The 21,755-nt window shown below is 72.4% G+C and carries 19 protein-coding genes; 2 read left to right on the top strand and 17 right to left on the bottom strand.

The window, feature by feature from the left end; all coding sequences use genetic code 11:
- Positions 1-253: 253 nt before the first annotated feature.
- Both ACFWP2_RS02215 and ACFWP2_RS02210 read left to right on the top strand, forming a co-directional pair.
- Positions 254-2,089, top strand: a complete 1,836-nt coding sequence (locus tag ACFWP2_RS02215; protein ID WP_380447345.1) for a bifunctional metallophosphatase/5'-nucleotidase — start codon at positions 254-256, stop codon at positions 2,087-2,089.
- Positions 2,090-2,165: 76 nt separating this feature from the next.
- A complete protein-coding gene (locus ACFWP2_RS02210) occupies positions 2,166-2,735 on the top strand; it encodes a Uma2 family endonuclease (RefSeq protein WP_380447343.1) in 570 nt (189 codons plus the stop codon).
- Between the two features lie 67 nt (positions 2,736-2,802).
- Here ACFWP2_RS02210 and ACFWP2_RS02205 read toward each other — a convergent pair whose 3' ends face one another.
- From ACFWP2_RS02205 to ACFWP2_RS02125, 17 genes are all read right to left on the bottom strand, one after another.
- Positions 2,803-4,260 carry an aldehyde dehydrogenase family protein gene (locus tag ACFWP2_RS02205; RefSeq protein ID WP_380447341.1) on the bottom strand — a complete coding sequence of 486 codons (1,458 nt, stop codon included), beginning with the start codon at positions 4,258-4,260 and terminating at the stop codon, positions 2,803-2,805.
- A 49-nt stretch (positions 4,261-4,309) separates the two neighbouring features.
- Positions 4,310-5,176 carry a helix-turn-helix domain-containing protein gene (locus ACFWP2_RS02200; RefSeq protein ID WP_380447339.1) on the bottom strand — a complete coding sequence of 289 codons (867 nt, stop codon included), beginning with the start codon at positions 5,174-5,176 and terminating at the stop codon, positions 4,310-4,312.
- Positions 5,177-5,511: 335 nt separating this feature from the next.
- A complete protein-coding gene (locus ACFWP2_RS02195; protein ID WP_380447337.1) occupies positions 5,512-6,972 on the bottom strand; it encodes a glutamate synthase subunit beta in 1,461 nt (486 codons plus the stop codon).
- Positions 6,965-11,551, bottom strand: coding sequence for a glutamate synthase large subunit (gene gltB, locus ACFWP2_RS02190; RefSeq protein WP_380447506.1), 4,587 nt, complete (start codon positions 11,549-11,551; stop codon positions 6,965-6,967). The genes ACFWP2_RS02195 and gltB overlap by 8 nt, the downstream gene beginning before the upstream one ends.
- 418 nt (positions 11,552-11,969) lie before the next feature.
- Complete coding sequence (locus tag ACFWP2_RS02185) at positions 11,970-12,707, bottom strand: VIT1/CCC1 transporter family protein (RefSeq protein ID WP_380447335.1); 738 nt, start codon at positions 12,705-12,707, stop codon at positions 11,970-11,972.
- A 147-nt stretch (positions 12,708-12,854) separates the two neighbouring features.
- Positions 12,855-13,916 carry a prolipoprotein diacylglyceryl transferase gene (gene lgt, locus ACFWP2_RS02180; protein WP_380447333.1) on the bottom strand — a complete coding sequence of 354 codons (1,062 nt, stop codon included), beginning with the start codon at positions 13,914-13,916 and terminating at the stop codon, positions 12,855-12,857.
- 119 nt (positions 13,917-14,035) lie between these two features.
- Positions 14,036-14,899, bottom strand: coding sequence for a DsbA family protein (locus ACFWP2_RS02175; protein WP_380447331.1), 864 nt, complete (start codon positions 14,897-14,899; stop codon positions 14,036-14,038).
- 121 nt (positions 14,900-15,020) lie between these two features.
- Entirely contained in the window at positions 15,021-15,542 is a 522-nt protein-coding gene (locus ACFWP2_RS02170) for a MauE/DoxX family redox-associated membrane protein (RefSeq protein WP_380447329.1), read from the bottom strand.
- Positions 15,543-15,670: 128 nt separating this feature from the next.
- Positions 15,671-15,874, bottom strand: coding sequence for a hypothetical protein (locus ACFWP2_RS02165; protein WP_380447327.1), 204 nt, complete (start codon positions 15,872-15,874; stop codon positions 15,671-15,673).
- Positions 15,875-16,104: 230 nt separating this feature from the next.
- Positions 16,105-16,929, bottom strand: a complete 825-nt coding sequence (gene trpA / locus ACFWP2_RS02160; protein ID WP_380447325.1) for a tryptophan synthase subunit alpha — start codon at positions 16,927-16,929, stop codon at positions 16,105-16,107.
- A 2-nt stretch (positions 16,930-16,931) separates the two neighbouring features.
- Positions 16,932-18,194 carry a tryptophan synthase subunit beta gene (gene trpB / locus ACFWP2_RS02155; protein WP_380447323.1) on the bottom strand — a complete coding sequence of 421 codons (1,263 nt, stop codon included), beginning with the start codon at positions 18,192-18,194 and terminating at the stop codon, positions 16,932-16,934.
- Between the two features lie 143 nt (positions 18,195-18,337).
- The gene (trpM, locus tag ACFWP2_RS02150; RefSeq protein ID WP_188296911.1) at positions 18,338-18,487 is read right to left on the bottom strand and encodes a tryptophan biosynthesis modulator TrpM; all 150 of its coding nucleotides are present in this window, start codon (positions 18,485-18,487) and stop codon (positions 18,338-18,340) included.
- Positions 18,488-18,497: 10 nt separating this feature from the next.
- On the bottom strand, positions 18,498-19,304 hold the full coding sequence (gene trpC, locus ACFWP2_RS02145; RefSeq protein ID WP_360351984.1) for an indole-3-glycerol phosphate synthase TrpC: 807 nt from the start codon (positions 19,302-19,304) through the stop codon (positions 18,498-18,500).
- Between the two features lie 312 nt (positions 19,305-19,616).
- A complete protein-coding gene (locus tag ACFWP2_RS02140; RefSeq protein WP_380447320.1) occupies positions 19,617-20,057 on the bottom strand; it encodes a DUF2752 domain-containing protein in 441 nt (146 codons plus the stop codon).
- Positions 20,058-20,158: 101 nt separating this feature from the next.
- Complete coding sequence (locus tag ACFWP2_RS02135) at positions 20,159-20,425, bottom strand: HGxxPAAW family protein (RefSeq protein WP_380447318.1); 267 nt, start codon at positions 20,423-20,425, stop codon at positions 20,159-20,161.
- Between the two features lie 136 nt (positions 20,426-20,561).
- Positions 20,562-21,149 (bottom strand): TIGR02234 family membrane protein, encoded by a 588-nt coding sequence (locus ACFWP2_RS02130; protein WP_380447316.1) that lies wholly within the window; start codon positions 21,147-21,149, stop codon positions 20,562-20,564.
- A 109-nt stretch (positions 21,150-21,258) separates the two neighbouring features.
- On the bottom strand, positions 21,259-21,735 hold the full coding sequence (locus tag ACFWP2_RS02125; RefSeq protein WP_380447314.1) for a Uma2 family endonuclease: 477 nt from the start codon (positions 21,733-21,735) through the stop codon (positions 21,259-21,261).
- Between the last annotated feature and the right edge of the window lie 20 nt (positions 21,736-21,755).

Genomic DNA, 21,755 nt, shown 5'->3' with positions numbered 1-21,755 from the left:
CCCCCCGGCCCCCACGGCCCGCCCCACAGCCCGTCCCCGCCTCCCCGTCACCCCGCTTCTCCCCCGATCCCGTCACGAGCGAGTCGCCAAGATCTCACCTCTTGGACAGGTCAGGGGGCTATTCAGCACCCCGGCCCGCACGGCACACTTCTACGCGCGTCCCTCTACGCGCGTCGACGCGTGCACGCACACTTTTGTTCACGAATACCAGTTGACGGTCCATCCGCCGTCGCCCCACTCGGGAGAGTCGTCCATGCCCCTGAACCGCCGTGACTTCGTCACCCGGTCCGCCGCCACCGCCGCCGGTGCCGCCCTGGCCGGTGGCGCCACCCTGGCCGCCGCCCCCTCCGCCGCGGCCGCCCAGCCGGACACGGCGGCCGCCAAGGGCCAGCAGCGCAAGCCGCGCAAGCAGGCCTTCACCGTCATGGGCACCACCGACCTGCACGGCCGGGTGCTCAACTGGGACTACTTCACCGACGCCGAGTACACCGACAAGGCCCACAACGCGGTCGGCCTCGCCAAGATCTCCACCCTGGCCAACCAGGTGCGCGAGGAGAAGGGCTGGGACCGCTGCCTGCTGATCGACTCCGGCGACACCATCCAGGGCACCCAGCTGTCCTACTACTACGCCCGGATCGAGTCGATCGACACCGAGGCCAACACCGTGCCGGACCACCCGATGGCCGTCGCCATGAACCTCATGGAGTACGACGCAGCCGCGCTCGGCAACCACGAGTTCAACTACGGCATCCCGCTCCTGAAGGCCTACGAGGACCAGCTGGAGTTCCCGCTGCTGGGCGCCAACGCGCTGAACGCGAAGAACGAGAAGCCGGCCTTCAAGCCCTACGTGATCAAGGAGCTGCGCCTGGGCGGGGGCCGCCCGGTGAAGGTCGGCATCCTCGGCCTCACCAACCCGGGCATCGCGATCTGGGACAAGGCCAACGTCAGCGGCAAGATGGTCTTCCCGGGCATCGTCGAGACCGCCGCCACCTGGGTGCCGCGGATGAAGGCCGCGGGCGCGGACGTCATCGTGGTCTCGGCGCACTCCGGCTGCGACGAGGCGACCACCTGGGGCGACCAGCTGCCCTGGGGCGAGAACGTCTCGGTGGCGCTGGCGGAGACCGTCCCCGACATCGACGCGGTGCTGGTGGGCCACGCCCACAAGGAGATCGCGCAGCGCCTGGTCGTCAACAAGAAGACCGGCCGCACCGTCGTCCTCTCCGAGCCACTCTGCTACGGCCAGCGGCTGACCTGCTTCGACTTCGAGGTCGAGTTCGTCGACGGCGTCTGGAAGGTCGCCTCGGTCTCCTCGCGGCTGCTGAACTCCAACACCGTGCCGGAGAACCCGGAGATCACCAACGCGATCGCGGACCAGCACAAGAAGGTCGTCGCGTACGTCAACCAGCAGATCGGCACCAGCAAGATCGAGCTGTCGATCGCCGACGCCCGCTTCAAGGCCACCCCGATCATCGACCTGATCGGCAAGGTCCAGGCCGACGCCGTCAAGGCCGCGCTGGCGGGCGGGCAGTACGCCAAGCTCCCGGTGCTGGCCCAGGCCGCCCCGTTCAACCGCACCGCCCTGATCCCGTCCGGCCAGGTCAAGCTGCGCGACGCCGCGGGCCTCTACATCTACGAGAACACCCTGGAGGCCCGCATCCTGACGGGCGCCCAGCTCAAGGACTACCTGGAGTACTCGGTCAAGTACTACAACCAGCTCGCCCCGGGCGCCCCGGTCGACAAGGAGGCCCTGACCGGCGCCGAGGCCACCCCGGACTACAACTACGACTCGGTCTACGGCCTGAGCTACGACATCGACATCGCCCAGCCGAAGGGCTCGCGGATCGTCAACCTGTCCTTCCAGGGCAAGCCGATCGACCCGGCCGCCGAGTTCGTCCTCGCCGTGAACAACTACCGCGCCAACGGCGGCGGCAACTTCCCGCACGTCGCCAAGGCCAAGATGGTCTGGTCGAACTCCGACGAGATCCGCAACACGATGATCGCCTGGGTCAAGGCCAAGGGCGTCATCGACCCCGCCGACTTCTTCACCGACTCCTGGCGCCTCGTCCGCGCCGGCCAGCCGGTCTTCTGACCGACGCTCCCCGTCGAAAGGCCGTCGCCCGTCCGGCGACGGCCTTTCGGCCTGTCCGGTGGGAGAATACGGCGCCATGGGCGAGTTCCAGATCCCCGACCGCCACGCCCGGCTGCTGGCCTACGCCCGGAGTCTGACGCCTCCGACCGGGTGGAAGATCGAGATCTCCGGCGACGAGATCATCATGACGGCCGGCCCGTCGGTGATCCACCAGCGCAATCTGCTGCTCATCCGAAGGCAGTTCGAAGCTCACGAACCCAGCGGCCTGATGCCCAGCGAGAACACCGACCTCGCCTCCCCGAACGTCGGCAAGCTCCGCAACCCGGACCTGACCTACATCCCCCTCTCGGCACTCGAGGAGGGCGGCAACCAGGTCCCCGCCGAGCAGGCGGCCATCGCCGTGGAGATCGTCTCCCCGTCGAACCCGGAGAACGACCTGGTCGGCAAGGTCCGCGACTACCCGCTCATGGCCATCCCGCTGTACCTGCTGATCGACCCGCGCGAGGGCGATCTGACGCTCTACTCCGAGCCGTCCGGCAGCGGCTACCACCGGCAGTGGAACGGCAAGTTCGGCGACCGTGTCCCGATCCCGGCCCCCTTCGGCTTCGAGCTCGCCACCGACGGCCTGCTCCGCCACCCGGCCTGAACGGCAGAGCGACACGGGCCTCCCGGCGGCTGCCGCCGGGAGGCCCGCACGTCCGGATTCCCCCGGATCAGAAGGGGAAGACCGCGCGCTCGTGCTGGACGGAGATCCACTTCACGGTGGTGAAGGCGTCCACCGTGGACTCGCCGTTGAGGCGGCCGACGCCGGAGTTCTTCTCGCCGCCGAAGGGCACGCCCGGCTCGTCGGCGATGGTGCCGCCGTTGACGTGGATCATGCCGGTCTCGATCCGCTGGGCGAGCTTCACGCCGCGCTCGACGTTCGCGGTGTGCACCGCGCCGCTGAGCCCGAACGGCGTGTCGTTGGCGAGCCGCACGGCCTCGTCCTCGCCGTCGAAGGGCACCAGCAGCACGACCGGGCCGAAGAGTTCGTTGCGCAGGATCGGCGCGCCCTCCGCCAGGCCGGTGAGCACGGTCGGCGCCATCAGGCTTCCGGTCGTGGTGCCGCGCAGCAGTGCGGTGGCGCCGGCCGCGATCGCCTGGTCGATCTGGGCGTCGAGGGCGTCGGCCTGGACGGGGTTGATCAGCGGGCCGATGTGGGTGGCCGGGTCCTTGGGGTCGCCGACGGTGAGCGAGGCGACCTTGGCGACGAACTTCTCGGTGAACTCGGCCTCGACGGCGCGGTCCACCAGCACCCGGTTGGCGGCCATGCAGACCTGCCCCTGGTGGATGAAGCGGCTGAACACGGCGGCGTCCACGGCGTGGTCCACGTCGGCGTCGTCGAGGACGATCAGCGCGCTGTTGCCGCCGAGCTCCAGCACCGTCCGCTTGAAGTGCGCGGCGGCGACGGTGGCGACGTGCCGGCCGACCTTGTCGGAGCCGGTGAAGGAGATCACCTTGGGCACCGGGTGCTCCAGGAAGCTGTCGCCGATCTCGGCGATGTCGGTGACCACCACGTTCAGCAGGCCGGGCGGCAGCCCCGCGTCCTCGAAGAGCTTCGCGATCAGTCCGCCGCCGACCACCGGGGTCTCCTGGTGCGGCTTGAGGACGACGCCGTTGCCGAGCGCGAGCGCCGGGGCGACGGCCTTGAGCGCCAGGAACAGCGGGAAGTTGAACGGGCTGATCACGCCGACCACGCCGACCGGCAGCCGGTAGAGCCGGTTCTCCCGGCCGGGGGCGGGCGAGGCCAGCAGCCGGCCCTCGGGGGCCACCGAGAGGTGCAGGCACTCCCGCAGCACGTCCTTGACCAGCGACAGCTCGAAGCCGGCCTTCAGCGCGGTGCCGCCGAGTTCGACCATGATCGCCCGGACGATCTCCGGCTCGCGCTCCTCCAGCAGCCGCAGCGCCCGCTCGAAGACCAGCCGCCGCTGGTACGGGTTGGCGGCGGCCCATGCCTTCTGGGCGCGCTCGGCGGCGCGGTAGGCCCGGTCGACCTCGTCGACGGTGGCGACGGTGATGGCGGCGAGCTTGTCGCCGGTGTAGGGGTCGACGTCGACGATGTCCCAGGAGCCGCTGCCGCCGCACCACTCGCCGTCGATGTACTGCAGCGCCAACTCGGAGAAGTACGACATCTGTTCCCTCTCATGCACCGACCTGATGGGGACTCATGGTACTGACGGACTACAACTCCTGGCGCATCGCGTGCAGCAGGTCCCGGGTCGGCGCCGGGTCCAGGCTGTCCGCGACCAGGTCGTCCATCGCCTGCCGGTACTCGGCCACCTCGGCGGGCTTGTCGAGGTAGAGCGCGGTGGTGAACTGCTCCAGGTACACCACGTCCGCCAGCTCGGCCTCGGCGAAGCCCAGGACGGTGAAGGCGCCGCTCTCCGCGCTCAGCCCGGCGTTGCCCAGCGGCAGCACCTGGAGCCGGACGTTGGGCAGTTCGCCGAGCTCCAGCAGCCGGTCCAACTGACCGCGCATCAACTCCGGCCCGCCCCAGGGCCGGCGCAGCGCGGCCTCGTCCAGGACGGCGACCAGCTGCGGCGCCCGCTCGGCGGTCAGCACCGCCTGCCGCCTGAGCCGTACGTCGACCCGGCGCTCGATCTCCTGCGGCCCGTGGGCGTGGCAGCCGGCGGTGACCACGGCCCGGGCGTAGTCGGCGGTCTGGAGCAGCCCGTGGACGAACTGGACCTCGTAGCTGCGGATCTCGGCGGCGGCCTCCTCCAGCCCCAGGTAGTTCTGGAACCAGCCGGGCAGCACGTCGCCGTACTCGTGCCACCAGGAGCTGGCGTTGGCGTCGCGCAGCAGCCCGAGGAGGGTGGCGCGCTCCTGCTCGGCCTCGACGCCGTACAGGGTGAGCAGGTCGGCGACGTCGCGTTCCTTGAAGCCGACCCGGCCGAGCTCCATCCGGCTGATCTTGGACTCGGAGGCCCGGATCGAGTACCCGGCCTCCTCCCGGCTGACACCTCTGGCCTCGCGGAGCTTGCGCAGCTGGGTGCCGAGCAGCAGACGCCGTACGGTGGCGCCCCCGCCTGCCTGAGTCGTGCCCATCGACGTCGTCCTCCGCACTCGCCCAGCCCCCCGGCCGTCGGCCGCAGTCTGCCACCTGGCACCGACGAACAACAGCCCGCTGCGCGGGATCGCGCCGCCCGGCGGACGGCTCCGGACGCCTGGCACCGCCCGACCGTCGGGGAACGCGACGGGACCGTGGCGGAACGCCGCCGAGCCGTCGGGGAACGCGACGGCGCCCGCCCTCCAACTGGTCGGGGAAGAGGGCAGGCGCCAGGAGACCGCGTTGGCCCGGCGACGCTGGCGGGGGCAGCGGGTTGAGCTCCCGGCGATGCGGCGCCGGGCGTTCGGTGGGGGCCGGTCGGACCGTCCGTCCGTCAGACCACCAGGGGGCGGTCCGTGGGCCGGATCGGGGCGGGAAGCGGGGTCTTGCCGCCCAGGTACCTGTCCACCGCGGCTGCGGCCGAACGGCCTTCCGCGATGGCCCAGACGATCAGCGACTGGCCACGGCCGGCGTCTCCGCAGACGTACACGCCATCGACATTGGTGGCGAACCGGCCATCGCGGGCAATGTTACCGCGCGCGTCGAGGTCCGCTCCCAGCTGCTCGACCAGCCCGTTCCGGACGTCCGTCCCGGTGAAGCCCATGGCGAGGGTGACCAGCTGCGCCGGGACGGCCCGCTCGGTGCCGGGCACCGGCTCGAACCGGCCGTCCTTGAACTCCACCTCGACGAGGTGCAGTTCCTGGACGTTGCCGTCCTCGTCGCCGGTGAAGTGGGTGGTGTTGACGGAGTAGATCCGCTCGCCGCCCTCCTCGTGCGCGGAGGTGACCTTGTAGGTCATCGGCATGGTCGGCCACGGCTGGTGTCCGGGCCGCTCCTCGCCGGGCCGCGGCATGATCTCCAGCTGGGTGACGGAGGCCGCCCCCTGCCGGTGCGCGGTGCCGACGCAGTCCGCGCCGGTGTCGCCGCCGCCGATCACGACCACGTGCTTGCCCTTGGCGCTGATCGGGGACTCGACGAAGTCGCCCTCCTGCACCTTGTTGGCCAGCGGCAGGTACTCCATCGCCTGGTGGACGCCCTTGAGCTCGCGTCCGGGCACCGGCAGGTCGCGGGCGGTGGTGGCGCCGGCCGCGACGACCACGGCGTCGAAGCGCTCGCGCAGCTGCTGGCCGGTGATGTCCTCGCCGACGTGCACGCCGGTGCGGAACCGGGTGCCCTCCGCCCGCATCTGCTCGATGCGGCGGTTGATGTGGCGCTTCTCCATCTTGAACTCGGGGATGCCGTAGCGCAGCAGTCCGCCGATCCGGTCGGCCCGCTCGTACACCACGACGGTGTGCCCGGCCCGGGTGAGCTGCTGGGCGGCGGCGAGGCCGGCCGGGCCGGAGCCCACCACGGCGACGGTCTTGCCGGAGAGGCGCTCGGGCACCTGCGGGGTGACCCCGCCGCGGTCCCAGGCCTTGTCGATGATGGTGACCTCGACGTTCTTGATGGTCACCGCGTCCTGGTTGATGCCGAGGACGCACGCGGACTCGCAGGGCGCGGGGCACAGCCGCCCGGTGAACTCCGGGAAGTTGTTGGTGGCGTGCAGCCGCTCGATGGCGCCGACGAAGTCGTCCCGGTAGGCCAGGTCGTTCCACTCGGGGATGAGGTTCCCGAGCGGGCAGCCGTTGTGGCAGAACGGGATGCCGCAGTCCATGCAGCGGCCGGCCTGCTTGGTGATGATCGGCAGGAGGCCGCGCTCGACGTAGACCTCGTTCCAGTCCTTGATCCGGACGTCGACCGGGCGGCGCTCCGCCAGCTGCTTGGGCGTGGTCAGGAAGCCCTTGGGGTCAGCCATTAGCCGCCTCCATCATCTTCGCGGTGGTCTCGGCCTCGGAGAGGCCGTCGCGCTCAGCGGCGTCCTTGGCGGCGAGCACTGCCTTGTAGTCGGTCGGCATGATCTTGGAGAAGCGGGAGACCCCGCTGCCCCAGTCCGCCAGGAGTTCGGCGGCGACGGTGGAGCCGGTCTCCTCGTAGTGCTGCTGCACGGTCTCGCGCAGCCAGTCGCGGTCGGCGGCGGTGGGGGCCTCGATGCCCACCATGCCGTCGTTGACGTTGGCGGGGCGCAGGTCCAGGACGTACGCGATGCCGCCGGACATGCCCGCCGCGAGGTTGCGTCCGGTCTCGCCGAGGACGACGACCCGGCCGCCGGTCATGTACTCCAGGCCGTGGTCGCCCACGCCCTCGACCACCAGGGTGGCCCCGGAGTTGCGGACGGCGAAGCGCTCGCCGGCCTTGCCGCGCAGGTGGACGCGGCCCGAGGTGGCGCCGTAGCCGATGGTGTTGCCGGCGATGACGTGGTTCTGCGCGTCGTTGCCGATGGCCGCCGCCTCGCGGGCCGGGCGGACGACGACCACGCCGCCCGAGAGGCCCTTGCCGACGTAGTCGTTGGCGTCGCCCTCCAGGCGCAGGGTCACGCCGCGCGGCAGGAAGGCGCCGAAGGACTGCCCGGCGGAGCCGGTGAAGGTGACGTCGATGGTCCCCTCCGGCAGGCCCTCGCCCCGGTACCGCTTGGTCACCTCGTGGCCGAGCATGGTGCCGACGGTGCGGTTGACGTTGCGGATCGGCAGCTGGATGCGGACGGCGTCGCCGCGCTCCAGCGCGTCCTCGGCGAGGGTGATCAGCTGGTTGTCCAGGGCCTTGTCGAGCGCGTGGTCCTGGGTGGTGGTGCGGTGCCGTGCGGCGCCCTCGGGCAGCTCCGGCACGTGGAACAGCGGGGCGAGGTCGAGCCCGGCGGCCTTCCAGTGGTCGATCGCGGCCCGGGCGTCGATGTGCTCGGCGCGGCCGACGGCTTCCTCGATCGAGCGGAAGCCCAGCGAGGCCAGGATCTCCCGGACCTCCTCGGCGATGAACTCGAAGAAGTTGACGACGAATTCGGGCTTGCCGGAGAACCGCTCGCGCAGCACCGGGTTCTGGGTGGCGACGCCGACCGGGCAGGTGTCCAGGTGGCAGACGCGCATCATGATGCAGCCGGAGACCACCAGCGGGGCGGTCGCGAAGCCGAACTCCTCGGCGCCGAGCAGTGCGGCGATCACCACGTCGCGGCCGGTCTTCAGCTGGCCGTCGGTCTGGACGACGATGCGGTCGCGCAGCCCGTTGAGCAGCAGGGTCTGCTGGGTCTCGGCGAGCCCCAGCTCCCAGGGTCCGCCGGCGTGCTTCAGCGAGGTGAGCGGCGAGGCGCCCGTCCCGCCGTCGTGCCCGGAGACCAGCACCACGTCGGCGTGCGCCTTGGACACGCCCGCCGCGACCGTCCCGACGCCGACCTCGGAGACCAGCTTCACGTGGATGCGGGCCGCCGGGTTGGCGTTCTTGAGGTCGTGGATCAGCTGGGCCAGGTCCTCGATCGAGTAGATGTCGTGGTGCGGCGGCGGGGAGATCAGGCCGACGCCCGGGGTGGAGTGCCGGGTCCTGGCGACCCACGGGTACACCTTGTGGCCGGGCAGCTGGCCGCCCTCGCCGGGCTTGGCGCCCTGGGCCATCTTGATCTGGATGTCGTCGGCGTTGACCAGGTACTCGGAGGTGACGCCGAAGCGGCCGGAGGCGACCTGCTTGATCGCCGAGCGGCGCTCCGGGTCGTACAGCCGGTCCGGGTCCTCGCCGCCCTCGCCGGTGTTGGACTTGCCGCCGAGGCGGTTCATCGCGATGGCCAGGGTCTCGTGCGCCTCGCGGGAGATCGAGCCGTACGACATGGCGCCGGTGGAGAAGCGCTTGACGATCTCGGAGACCGGCTCGACGTCCTCGACCGGGATCGGCTCGCGCCCGAGGCCGTCCAGCTGGAACAGGCCGCGCAGCGTCATCAGCCGCTCGGACTGCTCGTTCACCCGGTCCGTGTACTGCTTGAAGATGTCGTAGCGGCGGTTGCGGGTGGAGTGCTGGAGCCGGAAGACGGTGTCCGGGTCGAACAGGTGCGGCTCGCCCTCGCGGCGCCACTGGTACTCGCCGCCGATCTCCAGGGCGCGGTGCGCGGCCGGGATGCCGGAGGCCGGGTACGCCTTGGCGTGCCGGGCGGCGGTCTCGCGGGCGATCTCCTCCAGGCCGATGCCGCCGAGCTTGGTGGTGGTGCCGGAGAAGTAGCCGTCGACGAGGTCCTGGGAGAGGCCGATGGCCTCGAAGACCTGGGCGCCGCGGTAGGAGGCCACGGTCGAGATGCCCATCTTGGACATGACCTTGAGCACGCCCTTGCCGAGCGCCTTGATCAGGTTCTTGATGGCCTTCTCGGGCTCGGCGCCCTCGATGAACACTCCCTGGGCGACCAGGTCCTCGACCGACTCCATCGCCAGGTACGGGTTGACGGCCCCGGCGCCGTAGCCGATCAGCAGCGCGACGTGGTGCACCTCGCGGACGTCGCCGGCCTCGACCAGCAGCGACACCCGGGTGCGCTGCTTGGTGCGGATCAGGTGGTGGTGGACGGCCGAGGTGAGCAGCAGCGAGGGGATCGGCGCGTGCTCGGCGTCCGAGTGCCGGTCGGAGAGGACGATGATCCGGGCTCCGTCGGCGATCGCGGCGTCGGCCTCGGCGGCGATCTCGGCGAGCCGGGAGGCCAGGCCCCGGCCGCCGGTGGCGACCCGGTAGAGGCCGGAGAGCGTGACGGCCTTGAGGCCGGGCTGGTCGCCGTCGGCGTTGATGTGGACGAGCTTGGCCAGCTCGTCGTTGTCGATCACCGGGAAGGTGATGCCGACCGAGCGGCAGGAGGCGGCCTCGGCGGCCAGCAGGTTGCCCTCCGGGCCGAGGTTGGACAGCAGCGAGGTGACGAGCTCCTCGCGGATGGCGTCCAGCGGCGGGTTGGTGACCTGGGCGAAGAGCTGCACGAAGTAGTCGAACAGCAGGCGGGGCTTCTCGCTCAGCGCGGCGATCGGCGAGTCGGTGCCCATCGAGCCGAGCGCCTCGGCGCCGGTGCGCGCCATCGGGGCGAGGATGACCCGCAGCTCCTCCTCGGTGTAGCCGAAGGTCTGCTGGCGGCGGGTGACGGAGGCGTGGGTGTGGGCGATGTGCTCGCGCTCGGGCAGCTTGGCGAGCTGGATCTGCCCGCCGTCCACCCACTCCTGGTACGGGTGTTCGGCGGCGAGGGCGGACTTGATCTCCTCGTCCTCGACGATCCGGCCCTGGGCGGTGTCCACCAGGAACATCCGGCCGGGCTGGAGGCGGCCCTTCCTGGTGACCTTCTCCTGGTCGATGTCGAGCACGCCGACCTCGGAGGAGAGGACGACGAGGCCGTCCTCGGTGATCCAGTACCGGGCGGGGCGCAGGCCGTTGCGGTCGAGCACGGCGCCGATCTGGGTGCCGTCGGTGAAGGTGACGCAGGCCGGGCCGTCCCAGGGCTCCATCAGGTTGGAGTGGTACTGGTAGAACGCGCGGCGGGCCGGGCTCATGGTGGCGTGGTTCTCCCACGCCTCCGGGATCATCATCAGCACCGAGTGCGGCAGCGAGCGGCCGCCCAGGTGGAGCAGTTCCAGGACCTCGTCGAAGGAGGCGGAGTCGGAGTGGTCCGGGGTGCAGACCGGGAAGATCCGCGACAGGTCGCCCGGGATGAGGTCGGTGGCGAGCTGCGACTCCCGGGCCTGCATCCAGTTGCGGTTGCCCTTGACCGTGTTGATCTCGCCGTTGTGCGCGACGAAGCGGTACGGGTGGGCGAGCGGCCAGCTCGGGAAGGTGTTGGTGGAGAAGCGGGAGTGCACCAGGCCGACCGCGGACGTGTAGGTGCGGTCCGACAGGTCGGGGAAGAAGGGCTCCAGCTGGCCGGTGGTCAGCATGCCCTTGTAGACGATGGTGCGCGCGGACAGCGACGGGAAGTAGACCCCGGCCTCGCGCTCGGCCCGCTTGCGGACCACGAAGGCGATCCGGTCCAGCTCGATGCCGGCCCGGTCGGCCCCGGCGAGGAACAGCTGGCGGAAGCGCGGCATCACGCTGCGGGCGGTGGAGCCGAGCAGGTCCGGGGTGACCGGGACGTCGCGCCAGCCGAGGACGGTCAGGCCCTCCTCGGCGGCGATGGACTCGATCCGCGCGGCGGCCGCGGCGTCCTTCTCGTCGTCGTCCGGCAGGAAGGCGATGCCGACGGCGTAGGACCCGGCCGCCGGGAGGTCGAAGCCGACCTTCCCGCGCAGGAAGGCGTCCGGGACCTGGGTCAGGATGCCCGCACCGTCGCCGGAGTCGGGCTCGGCGCCGGTGGCGCCGCGGTGCTCCAGGTTGCGCAGGACGTTCAGCGCCTGCTCGACGATGGTGTGGTCGGCGATGCCGGTCAGCGTGGCGACGAAACCGACGCCACAGGCGTCGTGCTCGTTCCGCGGGTCGTACAGGCCCTGAGCAGCAGGTCGCGCATCCGGCACGAGCGCGTACGGCTGGCGGGCGGCGCCGGCCTGGGGCTCGTTGGCGGAGTGCATGGATGCAGACAGCATCGGCTCTCCCGTCGTCGTCTTTCGGCAAGTTGGTGCAAGGAGGGACGACGTTGGCCCTGATGCGATGGTGCGGTGTCGTGCAAGTTCCATGATGCCCACGATCCCGAGAAGCGGAATATCCCGTCCACATGGCGGGACGGCGCGCAGGTCAGGGGGTGTGGGGGAGGGACGCGCCACAGTGCGCGTCCCGACGATTGTGCCCAACGGTCCGCCGCCTGAAACAGGGGCGAAACCGGATCGCCACAGAAGCCGATCATGGATGCCTGCGAATCCATCCCGGGAGCCCGTCCGCGGATGCGAATCCGCGGCTCGGGGGCCCGGATGGTGAGACAGTGCCAGGCGCCGTCGGACGCCCATGTGTGAAACGTCACTCACTGCACGGCATAATCATGCAGAGCGCCGGTCACCCCACGTGCCCACCGATCAGCCATCCGAGCAGGTAGGTCACCCCGGCGGCGGCACCGCCCAGCACCAGCTGCCGCAGCCCGCTGAACCACCAGCTGCGCGCCGTCACCCGGGCCACCACCGCACCGCACAGGAACAGCCCGGCCCCCGCCAGCAGCATGGCGGGCAGCAGCGCGGTCGCCCCCAGCAGGTACGGCAGCAGCGGCAGCAGCGCGCCGAGCGCGAAGCACAGGAACGACGAGCCGGCCGCCACCAGCGGCGAGGGCAGGTCGGTCGGGTCGACGCCCAGTTCCTCGCGGGCGTGCACCTCCAGGGCCAGCTCGGGGTCGGCGGACAGCTGCCGGGCCACCTCGTGGGCCAGCTCCGGATCCACCCCGCGCGAGACGTACAGCTGGGCCAGCTCGGCCAGCTCCCCGTGCGGGTTGCGGCTCAGCTCCAGCCGCTCGACCTCGATCTCGGCCTGCACCAGTTCCCGCTGCGAGGCCACCGAGGTGTACTCCCCCGCCGCCATCGAGCAGGCGCCGGCCGCCAGGCCCGCCAGCCCGGTCAGGATCACCGTCCCGTTGGACGCCGCGCCGCCGACCACCCCGGTCATCAGCGCGAAGTTGGACACCAGCCCGTCCACCGCGCCGAACACGGCCGGCCGCAGCCAGCCTCCGTTGACGTCCCGGTGGTGGTCGGCCGCGGGTATCCGGGGCTGGTGTGCGGCGTCGGCCTCCACAGTGATCGCGCTCATCGTCGTTCCCCTCCGTCGTTGTTCGTCAGCCCCGAACGTAGCCCGCCTGACCTGGGCATTTCCAGCAAAGTAAGGCTGTCCGAACACCACTGAGGCCACCCTTCGCGCAGCTCGCGAAGGGTGGCCTCAGCCAGGGGAAGTCCCAGGTCAGATCGGGTTCTTGGCGTCCTCGCCGACCGTCCCGGCGGCCGCCGCCCCGTCGGCGACGGGCCCGGCCGGCTTGCTCGGCACCGGCTTCCCGTCGGCCTTGCCGGGCTTCCCGGCGTCACCGTCGGCGCTCTTCCCGGCCTTCTCGTCGGCCGCCTTGCCGTCGGCCGCCTTCTGATCGGCCGCCTTCCCGCCCTGCTCGCCCGACCCGGCCTCCTCCGCCGCCTGGTGCGCGGCCGGGTCGATGCTCGCCGGGTCCTCCCGCCCGGGCCGCGTCCGGCCCACGATCACGAAGTACGCCACCGCGCCCAGGAACACCGCGATGGACACCCAGTCGTTCAGCCGCAGGCCGAAGTAGACGTGCGCGTCGTCGATCCGCAGCCACTCGATCCAGAACCGGCCCACCGTGTACGCGGCGACGTACAGCGCGAACGCCCGGCCGTGGCCCAGCGTGAACCGGCGGTCCGCCCAGATCACCAGCAGTGCGACGCCGACGCACCAGAGCGACTCGTACAGGAAGGTCGGGTGGTAGACGCCCTTCACGACCTCGCCGTCGGCCAGCGTCTTGTCGATCTCCAGGCCCCACGGCAGGGTGGTCGACCGGCCGTACAGCTCCTGGTTGAAGTAGTTGCCCCAGCGGCCCAGCGCCTGCGCGAGCGCGATGCCCGGTGCGATGGCGTCGGCGTACGCGGGCAGCGGCACGCCCCGGCGGCGGGCGCCGATCCAGGCGCCGACCGCGCCCAGCGCGACGGCGCCCCAGATGCCGAGGCCGCCCTCCCAGATCTTGAGGGCGTCCCAGGGGTTCTTCCCCTCGGCGAAGTACAGTCGGCCGCCGTCGGTGATCACGTGGTACAGGCGGCCGCCGACCAGACCGAACGGCACGGCCCAGACGGCGATGTCGCCGACGGTGTGCTTGGCACCGCCCCGGGCGACCCAGCGCTTGCTGCCGAGCCAGACGGCGACGACGACACCGAGGATGATGCAGAAGGCGTAGGCGCGCAGCGGGATCGGTCCGAGGTACAGGACGCCCCGCGACGGGCTGGGAATGTAGGCGATATCCATGGCAGTCCCGACGCTACAGGGTCCGACGGCCCCCTCGGACCCCCGTGGGGTCACAGAAGCCGAACAACGGGCGGCGCCGCCCCCTCCGGACGGGGAGGGGGCGGCGCGGCGGAGCGGGCTCAGCCGGCCGTCGGCGACGGGTTGTTGGCCTCCGAGGCGGTGCTGGTCGGCGCCGGGGTCTGCCCGTGCGAACCCGCCGTGCCCAGCTGCTTGCCCTGGTTCGCGGCGTCCACCCAGGCCACCAGGTTGGCCGGGGTGATCTCCTCGCTGCCGTTCTTCGGGTAGATCGGCTGGCCGTTGAGCAGCACCGTCGGGGTGGACTTGAAGCTGGACTTGTCGAAGTCCTGCTGCACCGCGGACACCCACCCGCCGAACTTGTTGTCGTTGACGCAGGCCTGGAACTCGGGCGTGTCCAGGCCGTTGACCTGCTTGGCCAGGCTGAGCAGGACGGCCTTGTCGCCGAAGGCGTCGTTGGTCTCGTCCGGCTGGTTGCGGTACAGCACGTCGTGGAAGTCCCGGAAGTGCCCGGCGTCCTGGGCGCAGCCCAGCGCGTTGGCCGCGGTCTTGGAGCCCTTGCCGCCCACGGCCCGGTCGATGAACGACACGATGTGGTAGTTCGTGTAGATCTTCCCGGCGTCCTCCAGCTGGTCGATGGTGGACGAGAACTCGCGCTCGAAGGTCCCGCAGGCGGGGCAGCGCGGGTCCTCGTAGACGGTGAGGACGGAGGGCGCGTTGCCCGCGCCGACCGGGATGACGAGGTTCTTGTCGCCGATCGTCCCGGCCGGGGCGGCGGTCGGCGTCTCCGGCTTGGAGCGCTGGTTCTGCACCACGACGCCGACGACCACCGCGGCGGCGATCACCGCGAGCACGGAGCCGCCCACGATCAGCTTCTTCTTGCGCCGGGAGGAGGCCTCCTCGGCCGCCCGCTGTTCCTGCATCCGCTCGCGGGCGGTGCGCTTGCCTTCTCGGTTCTTCTCGCTCATTGCCTTGACGTCCACGGTCGGGGGCCTTCGTCGGGTGCGGGGGGATGTGGGGTGCGGGGATGTGAGGTGCCGGGGGGTCGGGGGTCGGAGGTCGGCTCGCCGGAGCAGGGGCGGGCCGGCGTCAGCCCGCCAGCCAGCCGTCCAGCGACAGCCGGGTGCGGGGCCGCCACAGCAGCCACCCGGCCAGCAGCAGGAACCCGGTGTCGCGCAGGATCTCCTGGAGGTACGCCGTCTGGGACTCGTCGACGTGCCCGCCGCCGCCGAAGCAGCCGCAGTCGATGGAGATGCCGCGCGCCCAGGCGGAGGCGATCCCGGCGATGAAGACCAGCAGCAGCACCGCGGAGACCCCGGCCACCAGCCGGACGCCGAGGCCCACGACCAGCAGCAGGGCCAGGGCCAGCTCCAGGAACGGCAGGCCGTAGCCGATGGGCTTGACCAGGCCCTCGGGCAGGATCTCGTAGGCCCGGACGGCCTGCGCGGCCTCCGCCGGATCGGAGATCTTCGCCAGCCCGGCCCATCCCCAGACCACCGCGAGGCCGAGCCGGACGACCGTGCCGAGCCACTCACTCCAGGCCGGCACCAGCCGCCCGGCCCTCGGCTCGGGCGCGGGCTCGGGCGCGGAGCCACCGGGCTGCGCGGTCATCAGGGAAACCCCCTCGGGAAACTCGTTCACTCCCTGAGGAACCGCGAGGGGGGAAGGGTGGTTCCTCCCCCTTCGGGAATGAAGCCGGATGGGTGACGTTCTGTCCGAACGCCCCGAACGTCCGTGCGTCAGCGGCACCCCGCCAACCATCCCGCGTCGAACAGATCGGGGTGCCGGGCCGCCTCCGCACAGGCCACCGCCTCCCGCTCCGCCCGCTCGGCCGCCCGCCTGGCCAGCGCGTGCCCCACCTCGACGTGCACCCCGATCGCACCGCCGAGCACCAGCACGGCCGTCGCCGCCCGCAGCAGGACGGCCCGCTGGAGACTCCGCACCGGCTCACCCCTTCCGCTCGCGTCCGCAACCGTTCGTGCACTCCTCCCTCCTCTCAACGTCCGCCAACCCCGGCTGATGCGTGTCCCCACCCCTTGTTCACCCGTTCGGGTCCGCGGCCCCGTCCGGGGCGCGTGCCGGAGCCGCGCGCCCGCGCCCACACCCCGCAAAGGCCGACGGCCCCCCACTCCCCGAGGAGTGGAGGGCCGTCGGCCGTACGTGTGCCGGTGCGTCAGCGCCTGCGGACGCCCTCCGCCAGCTCTCCGGCGAGGGCCCGCACCGCGTCCAGTGCCGCCGCCTCGTCCTGGCCCGCGGCCAGGATCCGCTTCACGAAGGCCGATCCCACGATCACGCCGTCCGCGAACCGGGCGACCTCGGCCGCCTGCACCGCGTCCGAGACCCCGAGCCCGACGCAGACCGGCAGGTCCGTCGTCGCCCGGGTCCGGGCGACCAGGTCCTCGGCCATCGACCCGACGGCCGAGCGCGTCCCGGTCACGCCCATCACCGCGGCCGCGTACACGAACCCGCTGCCGGCCGCCGTGACCTCCGCCAGCCGCGCGTCCTTGCTGCTGGGGGCGACCACGAACACGGTGTCCAGCCCGTGCTCGTCCGCCGCCTTGCGCCACTCCTCGGACTCCTCCACCGGGAGGTCCGGCAGGATGCACCCGGCGCCGCCGGCGGCCGCCAGGTCCGCCGCGAACCGGGCCACGCCGTAGCGGTCGACCGGGTTCCAGTACGTCATCACGAGCACCGCGGTCTCCGGGTGCGCCGCGGCGACCTCCTGGACGGTCCGCAGCACGTCCTTGATCCGCACGCCGCCGCGCAGCGCGATGTCGTCGGCGGTCTGGATGACGGCGCCGTCCAGCACCGGGTCGGAGTGCGGCAGCCCGACCTCGACCACGTCGCAGCCGCCCTCGATCAGCGCGTCGATCGCCCGGATGCCGCCGTCCACGGTCGGGAACCCGGCCGGCAGGTAGCCGATCAGCGCGGCCCGGTCCTCGGCCTTGGCGGCCGCCAGGACTCCACTCAGCTTGCCGGCACTCAGCTTGGAAGTCATGATCACTTACCCCCCTCGGCGGAGCCCTCGCCCGAGCCGCCGGCCTGCTCGTCGTACAGGCCGAAGTACTCGGCCGCGGTGTGCATGTCCTTGTCCCCGCGCCCCGACAGCGAGACCAGGATGGTCGCCTCCGGCCCGAGCTCGCGCCCCAGCTCCAGCGCCCCGGCGAGCGCGTGGGCGCTCTCGATGGCCGGGATGATCCCCTCGGTGCGGGACAGCAGGCGCAGCGCCTGCATCGCGGCGTCGTCCGTGACCGGCCGGTACTCCGCCCGCCCGGTGTCCTTCAGCCAGGCGTGCTCCGGCCCGACGCCCGGGTAGTCCAGCCCGGCCGAGATGGAGTGCGACTCGACGGTCTGCCCGTCCTCGTCCTGGAGGACGTACGTCCGGGAGCCGTGCAGCACCCCCGGGTCCCCCTTGGTGAGGGTGGCCGCGTGCCGGGGCGTCTCGGCGCCCTCGCCCGCCGCCTCGCAGCCGATCAGGCGCACCCCGGCGTCCGGGATGAACTCGTGGAAGATCCCCATCGCGTTGGAGCCGCCGCCGACGCAGGCCACGACCGCGTCGGGCAGCCGGCCCGTCCGGTCGAGCACCTGCTGCCGCGCCTCGACGCCGATGATCCGGTGGAAGTCCCGGACCATCATCGGGAACGGGTGCGGCCCGGCGACGGTGCCGAACAGGTAGTGGGTGGAGTCGACGTTGGCGACCCAGTCCCGGAACGCCTCGTTGATGGCGTCCTTGAGCGTCCGGCTGCCGGACTTGACGGCCACCACCTCGGCCCCGAGCATCCGCATCCGGGCGACGTTGAGCGCCTGGCGCTCGGTGTCGACCTCGCCCATGTAGATGGTGCAGTCGAAGCCGAACAGCGCGCAGGCGGTGGCGGTGGCCACCCCGTGCTGGCCGGCGCCGGTCTCGGCGATGATCCGGGTCTTGCCCATCCGCCTGGTGAGCAGCGCCTGGCCCAGCACGTTGTTGATCTTGTGCGAGCCGGTGTGGTTGAGGTCCTCGCGCTTGAGCAGGACGCGCGCGCCGCCCGCCTCGGCGGAGAAGCGGTGCACGTCGGTCAGCGGGCTCGGGCGCCCGGTGTAGTCCTTGAGCAGCGCGTCCAGCTCGGCGGCGAACGCCGGGTCGGTCTTGGCCTTCTCGTACTCCTCGGCGACCTGTTCGACCGCGGCGACCAGCGCCTCGGGGATGAAGCGGCCGCCGTACGCGCCGAAGTAGCCGCGCGCGTCCGGCACCTGGGCACCGGGCAGGTAGTCCTTCTCGGACATGGTGGTTTCCCTTGAACGGAGATGAACGACGATGACGTCTTCCCGGCCGGATCCGGCCCGGGAGGCGGGACCCGCTCCCGGCCTCGACCGGGGTGTCGCCCCTGCCTCGACCGGAGTGGGTCCCGTCCGCTACCGGACCGGATTCAGCCGGACGTCACGCGCCATCGCCGCCCCGGCACCTGCCCGGGCTCGCACCCGATGACGTACCGCACCCGACGCCCCAGCACCCGGCGTGCGGGTGCGCGGCAGCCGCGCGGGCGGCAACCGGGGGCGAGTCGGGCGGCGATCTTCATGGGGTCGGTGTCAGTCCTTGTGCCGGACGGCGGGGTGGGCCCCGGCGGCGACCAGGTCGGCGACCGCGGCGCGCGGGTCCTTGCCGGTCACCAGGGCTTCGCCGACGAGCACCGCGTCGGCGCCCAGGTTGGCGTAGTTGATCACGTCCAGCGGGCCACGCACACCGGACTCGGCGATCTTGACGATGCCGTCCGGGATGGTGTGGGCGATGTTCTCGAAGGTGTTGCGGTCCACTTCGAGCGTCTTGAGGTTGCGGGCGTTGACGCCGATGATCCGGGCGCCGGCGTCCACCGCGCGCTTGATCTCCTCCTCGTCGTGCACCTCCACCAGCGGGGTGAGGCCGATCGACTCGGCGCGCTCGATCAGCGACACCAGGGCCGGCTGGTCGAGGCCCGCGACGATCAGCAGCGCGAGGTCGGCGCCGTGCGCGCGGGCCTCCCACAGCTGGTAGGCGGTGACGATGAAGTCCTTGCGCAGCACCGGCGTCTCCACCGCGGCGCGGACGGCGTCCAGGTCGGCCAGCGACCCGCCGAAGCGGCGCCGCTCGGTCAGCACGCTGATCGCCGCAGCACCTCCGGCCGCGTAGTCGACCGCCAGGGCGGCCGGATCCGCGATCGAGGCCAGGGCGCCCTTGGACGGGCTGGAGCGCTTCACCTCGCAGATCACCCGGACCCCGTCGCCCCGGAGGGCGGCGACGCCGTCCCTGGCCTCCGGTGCCCTGGCGGCGAGCTCCTTGAGCTCGTCCAGGGAGACCCGGGCCTGCCGCTCGGCGAGGTCCTCGCGGACCCCTTCGATGATCGAGTCGAGCACACTCACTCAGGAGCCCCCATCTTTTCTGCCAGTTGGTCGGCGCGAGCCGGCGGGCGAGAGCCCACCGGCCCTTCGATGGTATCGGCACCCGGGCGCGGGGGGCGCATCGGTTCGAATCCCGTCTCGCCGACCGGACGCCCGCCCGGGCGGCCGCCAGCTGCGCTTTCACCGGCCCCCCACCGGTTTTCGGACGGCCTTCGCACTGCTTTTCGGACGGTCTTCGGGCCGGACGCGACCGGTGGCCGGGAAGCGACGGCCGGTGGCCGGGAACCGCGCCCCCGGGGGGTCGGCGGTCGGCGGGGCGCCCCGGTGCCCGGGTCAGACCAGTGGCGGTGCCAGCCCCGCCCCGATCGGCGAGTTGCGCACCACCGTGAACACCAGCACCAGCAAGGCGATCAGCGCCCAGCGCCGGGCCCCGACGGTGATCCTGGGCGGCGGCCCGCCGCTCAGCGCGGCCCAGCCCCAGCGCAGCCACACCACCGCCAGCACGCCGAACAGCAGGACGGCGACGGCGTTGTCGTGCAGGGCGCCGGTGAGGTCCCCGTGGGTCAGCGCGTGGACGCAGCGCAGCGCCCCGCAGCCCGGGCACCACCAGCCGGTGGCGGTCAGGAACGGGCAGTCGGGGTAGTGCCCGGGGGTGTTCGGGTCCACCACGGCGACGTACGCGGTGGGGACGGCCACCGCCGCCAGCGCGGTCAGCGGCGGGCTCAGCCGGCGCAGCACGGGCGGCGGGGCGGAGGCGGTGGGGGCGGAGGTCACGCCCCGATTCTGCCCGGGTCGGGCCCGGACACGACGAAACGGCGGGCGTGGCGCGCCCGCCGTTCCGATGTACGACAAACGTGTGGTGCTACGACCTGTCGTCAGGCCGCGGCGACGGCGGCACGGGCCTCGCGGGCCGCGACCTGCTCCTCGACCGACTTGTAGACGTTGGTGCTGGCCTGCTGGCCCATGCCCGCGATGGACATGGCCTTGCCGACCACGCCGCCGGCCAGGACGACCGCCAGGCCGACCCAGACGAGCAGCACCGACGGCAGGATCATCGCGACGCCCGCGACGCCGAAGCCGACGAAGGAGATGACGACGCCGGTCCAGGCGGCGGGGGTGTGGCCGTGTGCTGCTGCTGCCATCTGAGTGGTGCTCCTTGGCTCTCGGGGCCCGGCCGGGCCTGCGGGGCCGCCGGCGGGTTGACGGGTTCCATTGTGCCGGGCCACACACCGGTGGCCCAAAGCGGGTGGTGGGTCTATCGCGTCACATGCGCGCAGCTCACACCGCGGTCGGGTCCTCGCCGCGGTCGAGGGCCTTCCACAGGTCTCCCGGCGTGTCCGCCTTCGCCGGGGCCTTGCGGGTCGGCGCCTCGTAGCGGCTGCCCATGGCGGGCCAGCCCCGGCCGTAGCGCAGGGTGAACAGACCGGCCAGGGCGAGCAGCAGCCCGCCGGCCAGCGCGACCCAGGGCCAGGCGCTGTGCGCGACCTCGGTGGCCGCCGAGCCGGTCAGCGCCAGCTTGCGGGCGGCCTCGGCGTCCAGCGCGGCGGTGTCGCCCGCCCCGGCCACCGAGGCGGCGGCCACGCCGAGCCCGGCCAGCAGGGTCAGCGCGCCGACGGCCAGCCGTCCGACGCCGCGCACCGCGAACACCGCGACGGCCGCGGCGAGGCCCACCAGGGCCAGCCCGCCGGGCAGTTCGGAGATCTTGCCGCCGCTGACAGACACGTCCAGGGTGCCCGCCCGGCCCTCGGCCCAGGTCCGCCCGACCGCGGTCAGCACCAGCACGGCGCTCAGCACGGTCAACAGCAGCATCACGCCGAAGGTGCGGCGGCCGGGGTTGACGGGGGCGGGTGTCTGCTCAGCGGTCACCCGTCCACTATCCCCCGGCCGACGCCCGGGTCCGTACCCGGGGGTGGGGAACAGGGTCCGGCCAGGTACGGGGCGGCGGGCGGGGCGGGGCGGGGGCGGGGGCGGGACGTCAGGTGGGGAAGTCGTCCGTCCGCAGCACCACCGTGCGCCCGCCGAGCGGCAGGAACAGGTCGTTGCCGAACGGCACCCGCTCGGCCTCCCGGTACACCCCCTCGGGTGACGGCGCGGTGTGCACGGTGCAGACCGCCGACACCGGATCGACCACCACGTACAGCGGCACACCGCTGCGCGCGTACGCCCTCGCCGCCTCGGCCAGGCCCGGCCGGGCCACCTCCAGCACCGCCTCGACCCCGGCCGCGGCGAACCGGCCCCGCCCGCCCCGCACCGCGTCCCGGGCGAGCACGGCCAGGTCCGGGGCGAGCACCACCGACTCCCCCGCGCCCCGGGCGGGGCCGCCCGGTGCGGCCGGGAAGTCCACCGCCACCCCGGACAGCACCCGGCCGTGACCCGCCGGCTGCTCGCCGAGCTGTCCGGCGGCGCCGAGCACGACCGCCCAGCGCAGCTCGTCGTACGGCACCTCGGGCATCCCGGCCGCCTCCTCGCACC

The sequence above is a fragment of the Kitasatospora sp. NPDC058444 genome (assembly GCF_042721415.1).
GTDB lineage: Bacteria > Actinomycetota > Actinomycetes > Streptomycetales > Streptomycetaceae > Kitasatospora.
This window is presented reverse-complemented; position numbering and strand designations above follow the sequence as displayed.

Coding starts and splice junctions, on each gene's coding strand:
- ACFWP2_RS02215 (WP_380447345.1), top strand. CDS start 254: ATGCCCCTGAACCGCCGTGACTTCGTCACCCGGTCCGCCGCCACCGCC.
- ACFWP2_RS02210 (WP_380447343.1), top strand. CDS start 2,166: ATGGGCGAGTTCCAGATCCCCGACCGCCACGCCCGGCTGCTGGCCTAC.
- ACFWP2_RS02205 (WP_380447341.1), bottom strand. CDS start 4,260: ATGTCGTACTTCTCCGAGTTGGCGCTGCAGTACATCGACGGCGAGTGG.
- ACFWP2_RS02200 (WP_380447339.1), bottom strand. CDS start 5,176: ATGGGCACGACTCAGGCAGGCGGGGGCGCCACCGTACGGCGTCTGCTG.
- ACFWP2_RS02195 (WP_380447337.1), bottom strand. CDS start 6,972: ATGGCTGACCCCAAGGGCTTCCTGACCACGCCCAAGCAGCTGGCGGAG.
- gltB (WP_380447506.1), bottom strand. CDS start 11,551: ATGCACTCCGCCAACGAGCCCCAGGCCGGCGCCGCCCGCCAGCCGTAC.
- ACFWP2_RS02185 (WP_380447335.1), bottom strand. CDS start 12,707: ATGAGCGCGATCACTGTGGAGGCCGACGCCGCACACCAGCCCCGGATA.
- lgt (WP_380447333.1), bottom strand. CDS start 13,916: ATGGATATCGCCTACATTCCCAGCCCGTCGCGGGGCGTCCTGTACCTC.
- ACFWP2_RS02175 (WP_380447331.1), bottom strand. CDS start 14,899: ATGAGCGAGAAGAACCGAGAAGGCAAGCGCACCGCCCGCGAGCGGATG.
- ACFWP2_RS02170 (WP_380447329.1), bottom strand. CDS start 15,542: ATGACCGCGCAGCCCGGTGGCTCCGCGCCCGAGCCCGCGCCCGAGCCG.
- trpA (WP_380447325.1), bottom strand. CDS start 16,929: ATGACTTCCAAGCTGAGTGCCGGCAAGCTGAGTGGAGTCCTGGCGGCC.
- trpB (WP_380447323.1), bottom strand. CDS start 18,194: ATGTCCGAGAAGGACTACCTGCCCGGTGCCCAGGTGCCGGACGCGCGC.
- trpM (WP_188296911.1), bottom strand. CDS start 18,487: ATGAAGATCGCCGCCCGACTCGCCCCCGGTTGCCGCCCGCGCGGCTGC.
- ACFWP2_RS02135 (WP_380447318.1), bottom strand. CDS start 20,425: ATGGCAGCAGCAGCACACGGCCACACCCCCGCCGCCTGGACCGGCGTC.
- ACFWP2_RS02125 (WP_380447314.1), bottom strand. CDS start 21,735: ATGCCCGAGGTGCCGTACGACGAGCTGCGCTGGGCGGTCGTGCTCGGC.